Source organism: Streptomyces sp. NPDC006610 (genome assembly GCF_040611575.1).
Taxonomy (GTDB): Bacteria; Actinomycetota; Actinomycetes; order Streptomycetales; family Streptomycetaceae; genus Streptomyces.
This window is the reverse complement of sequence record NZ_JBEXOP010000007.1, coordinates 174,793-187,429: the sequence shown is the minus strand read 5'-3', so window position 1 is coordinate 187,429 and position 12,637 is coordinate 174,793. Positions and strand designations below refer to the sequence as shown.

Below are 12,637 nucleotides of genomic sequence, written 5' to 3'. Positions count from 1 at the left end.
GCAGGGACGTCACGACTTGCCACGTGAGGGTTGTGCCATGTCACTCCACGAGGAGTCGCTCCGCGAGGACGACCACCAGCCGATGTCCGGAGCCCAGGAGGGACTCTGGTACGCCGGACGGCTCGCGTCCGACAGCGCCGCCTACAACACCGCCGAAGCGGTGGAGATCCACGGCGCCCTGGACGTCGGCCTGTTCGAGACGGCGCTGCGCCGCACCGTGGGCGAGGCCGACACCTTCGCCCTGCGCTTCCTCGACACGGATGACGGCCCCCGCTGCCGGCGGGCCGCCGACCCGGACGACTGGACGCTGCACCCGATCGACGTCAGCGACGCCGACGACCCCGAGGGCGCCGCCTGGGAACGGGTCCGCGCGGAACTGGCGACGCCGGTGGACCTCGACAAGGGGCCGCTGTTCTCGCACACCCTGATCACCCTCGCCCCCGACCGGCGCCTGTGGCTGCTGAGGGCCCATCACATCCTCCTCGACGGCTACAGCTACAAGCTCCTCGGCCGCCGCCTGGCCGACACCTACAACGCGCTCGCCGAGGGCCGCGAGCCCGCCCCCGCCGTCTTCGCGCCCGTGGGCCGCCTCCAGGCCGAGGAGGCGGCCTACCTCGCCTCCGAACGCTGCGCCCGGGACCGCGCGTACTGGTCCCGGCGACTCGCCGGCCTGCCGGAGCCCGCGCGGCTCACGCGCCGCACAGCCGCCCCCGTGGCCCCCTTCCTGCGCCGCACCGCCGAACTGGACGGCGCCGACGCGCAGGCCCTGTCGGACGCGGCCGCCCGGCTCGGCGTCACCCGCACCGACCTGCTCACCGCCGCCGTCGCCGCCTACCTGCACCGCATGACCGGCGCCGAGGACCTGGTGCTGGGCATGGCCACGATGAGCCGGCTGGGCAGCGCCGCCCTGCGCACCCCGGGCACCGCCTCGGACATCCTGCCGCTGCGGGTGGCCGCCGGCCCCGGCACCGCGGTCGCCGACCTGGTCCGGGCGGTCGCCGGCGAACTCGTGCAGCTGCGGCGGCACCAGCAGTACCGGGGCGAGTTCATCCGCCGCGACCTCAACGTGCTCGGCACCGGCCGCCGGCTCCACGGTCCGGTGCTGAACATCGTGCCGTTCACCGAGGCCCTCGACTTCGGCGGCCACCCGGCCACCTGGCACCACCTCTCCGGCGGCGCCGTCGACGACCTCCAGATCACGGTGCGGCCCGGGACCCGGCCCGACGGGCTGTGGCTGGCCTTCGACGCCAACCCCGCCCTGTACGACGAGGACGAACTCGCCCTGCACCGCGACCGGTTCCTGCTGCTCCTGCGCCGACTGGCGCAGGCCGCGCCGACCACCCCCGTGGGAGACCTGGACCTGTTGCTGCCCGGCGAGCACCCGCGCGACGCACCCGTGCGGGACTTCCCCGTCACCGCCACCCTCACCGACCTGTTCGAGCGGCAGGTCCGCGCCCGCCCGGAGAGCGTCGCGGTCACCAGCGACGGCGAACGGCTCACCTACGCGGAACTCGACGCCCGGGCCAACCGCCTGGCCCGGCTGCTGGCCGAGCGCGGCGCGGGCCCCGGCCGGGTGGTGGCGCTGGCCCTGCACCGGGGCCCGCGGCTGCTGCCCGCCCTGCTGGCCGTCCTCAAGACGGGTGCCGCCTACCTCCCCCTGGACCCCGGCCACCCGGCGGAACGCCTGCGGCTGGTCATGGACGACACCGCCCCCGTTCTCCTCGTCACCGAGACCGGCCTCGCGCCACGCCTCACCGGCGCCGTCCCCGCCGTCGTCCTGGACGATCCCGCCGTGGAGGCGGACCTCGCCGCCCGCCCGGCCGAGGCACCGACCGACGCCGGCCGGCAGGCTCCCGGGAGCCCGTCGGACATCGCGTACATCATCCACACCTCCGGCTCCACCGGCCGCCCCAAGGGCGTGCCCGTCCCGCACGCCAACGTCGTCCGCCTCTTCGCCGCGGCCGCCGAGCACTTCGACTTCGGCCCCGACGACGTATGGACGCTGTTCCACTCCTACGCCTTCGACTTCTCGGTGTGGGAGATCTGGGGCGCCCTGCTGCACGGGGGCCGCCTCGTCGTCGTCCCCCACGCCGTCAGCCGCTCGCCCCGCGACTTCCTGCGGCTGCTGCACCGCGAGGGCGTCACCGTGCTCAACCAGACGCCGTCCGCCTTCGAACAGCTCATCGACGCCGACGCCGACGGGGCTGCCGACGGCGGCCCGGACCCGGCGCGCACCCTGCGCCACGTCGTCTTCGGCGGCGAGGCCCTGCGCCCCGAGCGCCTGCGGCCCTGGGCCGACCGGCACGGACTGGACAGCCCGGCGCTGGTGAACATGTACGGCATCACCGAGACCACCGTGCACGTCACCCACCACCGCCTCACCGAGGCCGACCTGACCGACCCCCGCCGCGCGAACCTCATCGGCAGGCCGCTGGCGGACCTGCGGGTGCACCTCCTCGACCCCGAGGGCCGACCCGTGCCGCCCGGCGCGGTGGGCGAGATGTACGTCGCCGGCGCGGGCGTGGCCGCCGGGTACCTCGGCCGGCCCGAACTGACCGCCGAACGGTTCCTCGACGACCCCTTCGGGCCGGCCGGCGGCCGGATGTACCGCTCCGGCGACCTGGCCCGCCGCCGCGCCGACGGCGCCCTGGAGTACCTCGGCCGCGCCGACCAGCAGGTCCAGCTGCGCGGCTTCCGCATCGAGCCCGGCGAGATCGAGACCGTCCTCGCCGCCCACCCGCGCGTGGCCCGCGCCGCGGTCGTCGTACGCCGCGCCGACAACGGCGCCCGGCACCTCGTCGCCTACACGGTGCCCGCCGGGCAGGAGCCGCCCGCCCCGGCGGAACTGCGCGCCCACGCCGCCGCCCACCTGCCCGACCACATGGTCCCCGCGGCCTGCGTCGCCGTCGACGCGCTCCCGCTGACCGCCAACGGCAAGCTCGACACGGACGCCCTGCCCGCACCCGACTTCACCGCGACCGCGTCCGGCGCCCGCCCGCGCACCCCGCAAGAGGCGCTGTTGTGCGCCCTGTTCGAGGACGTCCTGCGGCTGCCGCGCGACACCGTCGGCGCCGACGCCGGCTTCTTCGACCTCGGCGGCGACTCCCTGCTCGCCACCCGCCTGCTGGCCCGGCTGCGGCACAGGACCGGAGCCGAGGTGCCCATCACCGCCCTGTTCGACGGCCCGACGCCGGCGGGCCTCGCCCGGCGGCTCGCCGACCTGTCCGGGACCGCCCACGACCGCCCGGTGCTCGGGGAGGCCGAACGCCCCGAACGCCTCCCGCTGTCCTACGCCCAGGAACGCATGTGGTTCCTGCACCGGCTCGACGACGCGGCGGCCACCTACAACATCCCGCTCGTCGTGCCGCTCGGCCCCGCCGTGGACGCCGACGCGCTGGACGCGGCGCTCGGCGACGTCGCCGAGCGGCACGAGAGCCTGCGCACCGTGTTCGCCGAGCGGGACGGCGTCCCCCACCAGCGGATCCTGCCGCCCGGTGAGCTGCGCCCGCGGCTGCGCCGGGTGGACTGCCCGGCGGACGAGATCGCCGCCCACGTCACCGCGGCCGGTCGGCACCGCTTCGACCTGACCGGCGAAAGCCCCCTGGCGGCCTGGCTGTTCGGGACGGGCAAGGAGCGGACCCTGCTGCTGGTGCTGCACCACAGCGCCGCCGACGGCTGGTCGCTGCGCCCCCTCGCCGACGACCTGACCGCCGCCTACGCCGCCCGCCGCGCGGGCCGCGCCCCCGCCTTCGACCCGCTGCCGGTGCAGTACGCCGACCACGCCCTGTGGCAGCGCGCCCTGCTCGCCCCCGGCCCCGACGGCACGGGACGGCTGGAGCGGCTGACCGCCCACTGGCGCGAGGCTCTCGCCGCACTGCCCGAGGAGTGCACGGTCCCCGGCGACCGCCCCCGCCCCGCCTCCCCGCGCGGCGACGGGGCCCACGTCGCCGAGACCCTGGACGCCGCACTCCACCGCGACCTGCTGCACCTGGCCGAACGCGAGGGCGCCAGTCTGTTCATGGTGCTGCACGCCGCCGTGAGCGCCCTGCTCAGCCGGTGCGGAGCGGGCGAGGACATCGTCGTCGGCACTCCCGTGGCGGGTCGCTCCGAACCCGCCCTGGACGACCTGATCGGCCTGCTCGCCAACACCCTCGTGCTGCGCGCCGACACCTCCGGCGACCCCGCGTTCCGGGACCTGCTCGCCCGGCTGCGCCCGCGGGTCCTGGCGGCGCTCGACCACCAGGACCTGCCCTTCGACCGGCTGGTGGACGAGCTGAACCCGCCCCGCCGCCCCGGCCGGCACCCGCTGTTCCAGGTCATGCTGGCCCTGCAGAACAACGAACCCGCCGTCCTGCGCCTGGACGACCGGGAGACGCCGCTGCGGCCCAGCGCCACCGGCACCGCCAAGTTCGACCTGTTCGTCGACGTCCTCGAACGGCACGGCCCGGACGGCGCGCCCGGCGGACTCGACCTGCACCTCGAGTACGCCACGGACCTGTACAACGCCTCCACCGCGGGACGACTGGCGCGCGCCCTGGCGGAGCTGCTGCGCGCGGTGTGCGCGGACCCGGACCGCAGGATCGGCGACCTTCCGGCACCGCCGCCGCGCACCCCGGCCGCACCCCGCGAGGCCGACGCCGCCGCAGTGACGGACGCGGCCCTGGCCGTGCCCGGAATCCGCGACGCGGTCGCGCTGCCCGGGCCCGACGGCACCCCGCCGCGGCTGTTCGTGGTGCCGGGCCGCGCGGAGGCCGCCGAGCGCGTCGAACACATCCTCGCCGAGGCCGGCCACGGCGAGGTCCGTCTCACGGCGGTCAACGGCCTGCCCCGCACCGTCGACGGCGCGCTCGACACGGCCGCACTGCACGCCCTGCCCCCGCTCGACCGCACCGCCGCCGAGTCCTGGCGCCGGCACCTGTCCCGCGTCCCCGGCGTCCGGACCGCCGAAGCCGCCGTGGAGGACGCCCCGGAAGAGCTGCCCCGCCGGCACGCCGGCCCCGCGCGCCGCGCCGCCCCGCCGGCGCCCGCCGATGGCCCGCGCACGGCGTCCGGAACCGTCCCGGCGCTCAGCGAGGGACCGGAACTGGCCGAACCGACCGTCCCCGGCTGGGCGCAGGCCCTCGTACGCGCCGCCGAACACGGTCACGGCGACATCGTGCACGTGCACGCCGACGGCGCCGAGACACGGCGCAGCTACGCGTCCCTGCTCACGGAGGCCTCCCGGGTGCTCGCCGGGCTGCGTCGCGCCGGGCTGCGCCCCGGCGACCCGGTGATCCTCCAGTGCGACGCCACCGAGGACTTCCTCGCCGTCCTGTGGGGCTGCGTCCTCGGCGGTTTCGTCGCCGTCCCGCTGACCGTCCCCGCCTCCTACGACACCCCCTCCGCCGCCCTCACCAAGCTGGAGGGCATCTGGCGGATGCTCGGCCGCCCCTGGATGGTGTGCTCCCCGGCCCTGGAGGCCGGCCTGCGCGACCTGGCCGGCCGTCAGGACTGGCCCGGGCTGCGGCTGACGACGGCCGACGCGCTGCGGGATGCGCCCGAGGACCGCGGCTGGCACGCCGCCCGGCCCGACGACCTCCTCCTGATGCTGATGACGTCCGGCAGCACCGGCCTGCCCAAGGCCGTCCGGCTGACCCACCGCAACGTGCTGACCCGGTCCGCCGCCACCGCGGCCATGAACGGGCTCGGCGAGCGGGACGTCTCCCTGAACTGGATCCCCCTCGACCACGTCACCGGCGTGGTGATGTTCCACCTGCGCGACGTCTACCTCGGCTGCCGGCAGATCCACGCGCCGACCTCCTGGATCCTCCAGGACCCGCCGCGCTGGATGGACCTCGCCCACCGGCACCGGGTCACCGTCACCTGGGCGCCCAACTTCGCCTTCGGACTCCTAGCCGAGCACGCCGACCGCTTCCGCGACCGGCAGTGGGACCTGACGCCGATGCGGCTGGTGATGAACGCCGGCGAGGTCGTGGTGGCCGCGGCGGCCCGGCGGTTCCTGCACACGCTGAAGCCGTTCGGACTGCCGCAGGACGTGATGCACCCCGGCTGGGGCATGTCGGAGACCTGTTCCGTCGTCACCGACGCCGTGCTGCCCGCCGAACCGACCGGCGCCGACGAGACGTTCGTCAGCTGCGGCCTGCCCTACCCCGGCTTCGCCATGCGGATCGTCGACGAACGCGGCACCCTGCTCACCGAGGGCGACGTCGGCCGGTTCCAGGTCCGCGGCACCTCCGTGACCGGCGGTTACCACGACAACCCGGCCGCCAACGCCGAGGCGTTCACCGACGACGGCTGGTTCGACACCGGCGACCTGGCCTTCCTGCGCGACGGCGAGCTGTACATCACCGGCCGCGCCAAGGACGTCATCATCGTCAACGGCGTCAACCACTACAGCCACGAGATCGAGGCCTGCGTCGAGGAACTGCCGTACGCGGTAAGGAGTTTCACCGCCGCCTGCGCGGTGCGCTCCGACCCGTCGGCGACCACCGACGAACTCGCCCTGTTCGTCCACCTCGCCCCCGGGCACGACCCCGCCACCGCCCTGCGCGAAATCTCCGGCAAGGTGACCCGGGAGATCGGCGTGAGCCCCGCCTTCCTCGTGCCGGTCCCCGCCGACGCCATCCCCAAGACCGAGATCGGCAAGATCCAGCGGACCGGACTGCGCAAGAGCTTCGAGGCGGGCGCCTTCGACGACGCGGTCCGCGAGGCCCAGTTGCTGCTCGGGACGGCCGCCACCCTGCCCGACTGGTTCCTGCGCCCGGTGTGGCAGCGGGCCGAACGCCACCGCCCGCGCCCGGCGGCGGCCGGCCGGCACACCCTCGTCCTCGCGGGCGGCGACCCCCGCGCCCACGACCTCGCCGGGCGCCTCGCACGGGCGCTCCGGGCCGACGGCGGGCTGTGCACGCAGGTCACCGACGGACCGTCGTACACCCGCCTCGACGCCGCCCACCACCGGGTGAGGCCCGCCGACGAGGACGACCACACGGCGCTGCTGCGGGCCCTCGAAGCCGACGGCCGGCCGGTCGACGCCATCGTGCACCTCGGCGCCCTGCACACCCCCCACACCGCCGACCCGGCGCACGCCGACACCGCGGCCGTGTCCCTGCTCGCGCTCGCCCGGTCCCTCGCGGCCCGGCCCGGCGGACCGCGCCCCGCGGACCTGCTGTACGTGACCGCGGGGGCCCAGGCCGTCGACGCCGACGACCGCCCCAGTCCGGCCCACGCCATGGCCGGCGCCGTACTGAAGTCGCTGCGGGAGGAGCTCGGCGGCCTGCGCTGCGTCCACCTCGACCTCGACCCGCACGACGACGCGGACCCCGTGCCGCTGCTGCTGGCCGAGGCGGCCGGCGTCCCCGCCGACACCGAGGTCGCCCACCGCCGCGGCCGGCGCCTGGTCCGCAGGCTGGCCCCGCTGCCCGAGCCCGCGACCCGCACGGGCCCGCCCGCAGCCGACGGCTTCCACCTCGTCAGCGGGGGACTGGGCGGCGTGGGCGCCGAAGTCGCCGCCCACCTGCTGCGCACCCCCGGCGCCCGGCTCCTCGTCCTCGGCCGCACGCCCCTGCCCGCACCGGGCACCCGGCCCGACGCCGCAGGGACCGCCGCCGCCCGCGCCGAGACCCACCGGCGGCTGCGCGAGCTGGGCGAGGTCCGGTACGCCTGCGCCGACGTGACCGACGAGCGGCAGGTCCGCGAAGCCGTCCGCGCCGCCGCCGAGCACTGGGGCGCGCCCCTGGTGTCCGTCCTGCACCTGGCCGGGGCCCTCGTCGAACGCCCCGTCGGCGAACTCGGCCCCGACGCCTGGCGCGAGGCCCTGGACGCCAAGGTGCGCGGCGCCTGGACCCTGCACAATGTCGCCGCCGACCACCCGGTCGCCTCCTTCGTCACCTTCTCCTCGGTGAACGGCTGGTTCGGCGGCGCCCTGAACACCGCCTACGCCGCCGCCAACGCCTACCTCGACGCCCTCGCCCTGCACCGCCGCGCCCTCGGCCTGCCCGCGCAGAGCCTGGCCTGGAGCATGTGGCGCGAGCACGGCATGAGCAGCGGCTACCGGCTCACCGCGCTCACCGAGGCCCGCGGCTACCGCGTCCTGGACACCAGCGCCGCGCTGCGCTCCTTCGACCTGGCCCGCACCCTGGACGAACCCCACCTGCTGATCGGCGCCGACCGCAGTGCGGCCTGGGTGCGCAGCCACGCCCTCGAACCGGCCCGGCAGGTGCGCCGGCTCGCCGGCCGCGTCGCCCTGGAGGACGGCGCCGACCTCGGCGCGCTGTACCGGGCCGCCGCCGAGGCCGCGGAGGGCGACCACTGGGTGCTGCGCGCGGCCGGCGGCACCGGACAGGCCGCCGCGTCCGCCGACCGGACGGGGGAGCGGCTGCGGGAGCTGGAGAGCAGACTCGCCGGCCTGTGGCGCGAGGTGCTGGGCCGCGACCGGGTCGGCCCGGACGAGAACTTCTTCGACCTGGGCGGCAACTCGCTGCTCCTGGTCTCCGCCCAGAGCGCCGTCAACCGGGCCTTCGGCTGCGAGCTGACGGTCGTCGACCTCTTCGCCCACCCCACGGTGCGCGCCCTGGCCCGCCACCTGTCGACCCCGACCGGACCGCAGGCCCCCGCGACCACCGGCGCCCCGCCGACGGCGGACCCGCAGGCGCCGCCGCAGACCGACGGTACCGGGCCGAGCGGCCTGGACCTCGCCAAGGAACGAGCCCAGCGGCAGCGCGCGGCCCGCGCCCGCCGCTCCGCACGGCACGGGAAGGACCGAGGCCATGCATGAGACCACCGAACCGTACGACGAGCAGCCGCCGGCCGTCGCCGTGATCGGCATGGCGGGCCGCTTCCCCGGCGCGGACGACCTGGACGCCTTCTGGGACAACCTGGCCGCCGGACGGGAGTCGGTGCGGCCCGTCACCGACGAGGAGTTCCTCGCCGCCGGCGGATCCGAGCGCGACCTCGACGACCCCGCGCTGGTCCGCATGGTGTCCGTCGTCGAGGGGATCGACCGCTTCGACTCCGGGTTCTTCGGCTACAGCCCCGCCGAGGCGGCCGTCGTCGACCCCCAGCAGCGGCTGCTGCTGGAGACGGCGTACCACGCCCTGGAGGACGCCGGCTGCCTCGGCTCCGACACCGAGACCGGCACGTTCGGCGTGTACGCCGGCAGCGGCGACAGCCGCTACTACCCGGCCCACGTCCACCCCCGCTACGCCGGGCGGCCCGGCTCGGTGGAACTCGTCCACGCGGCCACCGCCAACTCGCTCGGCACGCTCGCCACCCGCGTCTCCTACGAACTCGGGCTGACCGGGCCGAGCGTCTCCCTGCAGACGGCCTGCTCCACCGCGCTCGTCGCCGTGCACACCGCCTGCCAGGACCTGCTCGACCACCGCTGCGACACCGCCCTCGCCGCCGCCGTCTCCCTCAACCCCTCGGCGCTGCTCGGCTACCGCTACGTGCCCGGCGGGCCCTTCTCGCCGGACGGACACTGCCGCGCGTTCGCCGAGGACGCGGCCGGCACCTCCTCCGGCGACGGCGTCGGCGCCGTCGTCCTCAAGCGACTGGAGGACGCCCTCGCCGACGGCGACCGCATCCGCGCCGTCGTCCGGGGCAGCGCCGTCAACAACGACGGACGCCGCAAGGTCGGCTTCAGCGCGCCCAGCGCCGCCGGCCAGACCGAGGTCGTCCTCGCGGCACAGGCCCAGGCGATGACCGACGCCGGCACCATCGGCCTGGTCGAGGCGCACGGCACCGCCACCCTCCTCGGCGACCCGATCGAGGTGGCAGCACTCACCGAGGCCTTCCGGCAGTCCACCCGACGCCGCGGCTACTGCGCCCTCGGCTCGGTGAAGACCAACATCGGCCACCTCGGGGCGGCCGCCGGCATCGCCGGACTCATCAAGGCCGTCCTCGCCCTGGAACACCGGCAGATCCCCCCGAGCCTGCACTTCGACCGGCCCAACCCGCACATCGACTTCGCCGCCGGGCCCTTCCGCGTGCCCACCACCCTGGAGGACTGGCCGGCGGACGGACACCCCCGGCGCGCCGCGGTCAGCGCCTTCGGCATCGGCGGCACCAACGCCCACGTCATCCTGGAGGAGGCGCCGCCCGCCCCGCCCGCCCCGCCCCGGGAACCGGCGCACGGCCGCCTGGTGCTGCCCCTGTCCGCGCGCACCGCCGGCGCCCTGCGCGGCCAGGCCGACGCCCTCGCCCGCCACCTCGAAAGGCGGCCGGACCTGCGCCTGGACGACGTCGCGCACTCCCTGCGCACCGACCGGCCCCGGCTGCGCCACCGCCTGGCCGTGACCGCCGCCTCCCGCGAGGAGGCCCTCTCCGCGCTGCGCGACGCCGTGCCCACGACGCCGCCCGTGCCGGACGAACCCGTACGCGTGGCGTTCCTGCTGCCGGGCGGCGGCACCCAGTACCCCGGCATGGGCGCCGAACTGCACCGCACGCACGACGTCTACCGCGACTGCGTCGACGCCTGCGCGCGCATCCTGCGCCCCGTCCTCGGCGCCGACCTGCGCGACGCCCTGTTCGGCCGCGACCGGGCCGACACCACGAGCACGTTCCTCGGCCTGGTCGTCACCGAGTACGCCCTCGCCCGCACCCTCATGGAGGCCGGCGTCCGCCCGGACGCCCTCATCGGCCACTCGCTCGGCGAGTACACGGCCGCCTGCCTGGCCGGCGTGTTCGACCTCGACGAGATGCTGCCCCTGGTCACCGAACGCCTCCGGCTCATCGGCTCCGCGGGCGGGGCCACCGTCGGGGTGGCGGCGCCCGCCGAGGACGTGCTGCCCCTGCTCGGCGACGACCTGTCCCTGGCCGCCGTGAACGGACCCGCCGCCTGCACCGTCGCCGGACACGACGACGCCGTCACCCGCTTCGAGGCCGAACTCGCCCGCCGAGGACTGCCGTTCCGCCGGCTGCGCATCCCCGCCGCGGCGCACTCCCACGTCCTGGACCCGGTGCTGGACACGTACGGGAAGCACCTGCGCGGCGTCACCCTGCGCCCGCCGCGGATCCCGTTCGTCACCAACGTCACCGGCACCTGGATCACCGACGCACAGGCGACCTCGGTGCGGCACTGGATCGACCACACCCGCGGCACCGTGCGGTTCGCCGACGGCGTCACCGCCCTGTGGGAGCACCGCCCCGTCCTGGTGGAGATCGGACCGGGCGACACCCTCACCAAGCTCGCGGCGGCGCAGCTCGCACAGGACACGCCGGTGACGGTGACCACCATGCGGCACGCCAAGGCCGACGCCGACGACGGGTTCGTCCTCGCCGAGGCGCTCGGCCGGCTGTGGAGCGCGGGCGTGGACCGGGCGCTCCCCGAGGTGCCGGGCGCGCCCCGGCGCGCCCCGCTGCCTCCCTACGCCTTCGAACGGCACCGCCACTGGATCGACGCCCCCGGCGCCCGCACGGACCCCGGCACGCCGGACGCCGGGACGGCGGCGGAACCCGGGCCGCGCCTCGGCCCGCGGCCCCGCCTGACCACCGAGCACGTGCCCCCGCGCACCGAGCGCGAACAGGCCGTGGCCCGGCTGTGGGAGGAGACCCTCGGCATCGGCGGCATCGGCGTCCACGACAACTTCTTCGACCTGGGCGGCGACTCGATGCGCGCCGTCCTGCTGGCGGGCCGGCTCGGCCAGGCCGGCGTGCTCGACGTGCCCGCCGCCGCCCTGCTGGCCGCGCCCACCGTGGCCGGACTGCTCACGGCCGCCGACGACTCCGCGACGCGCGACCAGGGCGGCGGCGGGAACGCCCTCGCGCCCCTCCTGCCGCTGCGGGCCGAAGGCGCCGCCGCGCCCCTGTTCTGCGTCCACCCCGGCGCGGGCGTCTCCTGGCGCTACACGGGACTGCTGCCCCACCTCGGCGGCGACCAGCCGGTCTACGGCATCCAGGCCGCCGGCCTCGACGGCGCCGCGCCGCCCGCGCCGGACGCGGCGTCCATGGTCGCCTCCTACGTCGACCTCGTCCGCGAGGTGCAACCGCACGGCCCCTACCGCCTGCTGGGCTGGTCCTACGGCGGCTTCGTGGCGCACGCCATGGCCTGCGCCCTTCAGCGGCGGGGCGAGCGGGTGGAACTGCTGGCGATGCTGGACGCGCCCCAGCCGCACGGCGCCGCCCACGACACCGAGGCCGCCGAACGCCAGGTGGCGTCCCTGCTGGCGAGGGTGGCCGGCCTGCCCGTCGAGCCGGGAGCGGCCGAGGCGCCGCGCGTCGCGGCCGTCCTGGACCGGATCGACGCCGCCCTGGCCGCCGATCCGGCGAGTTCGCCCGTCACCCGCGCCGAGGCCGAGGCCATCGCCGTCGTCATGCGCAACAACCTGCGCATCGCGCCCCAGTTCGCGCCCGGCGTCTTTGACGGGGACGTGCTGTTCTTCAGCGCAGCCCGGGAGGAGTCCGCCGGCTTCCCCGGCGACCTCGCCGTCCTGCCCGACAAGGCCGCGGGCTGGCGGCCCCACGTCGCCGGGACCCTGCACGAGCACCGCGTGCCGTGCGGTCACTACGAGATGACCGAACCCGAGCCCATCGCCCTGATCGGCGCCGCGGTCGCCAAGGCGCTGTGCCCGGCGTCCGACTGACCGCCCGACCCCCACCCCCTCGCCTCCCGTCCCCAGCGGACCCGACCGTCCAGGAGCCC

Annotated in this window: 2 protein-coding genes; both read left to right on the top strand. The window is 76.5% G+C overall.

Annotated features, from left to right (window positions below; translation table 11 throughout):
* Positions 1–37: 37 nt before the first annotated feature.
* Positions 38–8,773, top strand: a complete 8,736-nt coding sequence (locus ABZY13_RS08455) for an amino acid adenylation domain-containing protein (protein ID WP_356628107.1) — start codon at positions 38–40, stop codon at positions 8,771–8,773.
* On the top strand, positions 8,766–12,578 hold the full coding sequence (locus tag ABZY13_RS08450) for a beta-ketoacyl synthase N-terminal-like domain-containing protein (protein ID WP_356628106.1): 3,813 nt from the start codon (positions 8,766–8,768) through the stop codon (positions 12,576–12,578). Before ABZY13_RS08455 ends, ABZY13_RS08450 begins: the two co-directional genes overlap by 8 nt.
* The last annotated feature ends 59 nt before the right edge of the window (positions 12,579–12,637 follow it).

Excerpts from the sequence above, each read along its gene's own strand:
- ABZY13_RS08455 (WP_356628107.1), top strand. The coding sequence starts at position 38 with ATGTCACTCCACGAGGAGTCGCTCCGCGAGGACGACCACCAGCCGATG.
- ABZY13_RS08450 (WP_356628106.1), top strand. The coding sequence starts at position 8,766 with ATGCATGAGACCACCGAACCGTACGACGAGCAGCCGCCGGCCGTCGCC.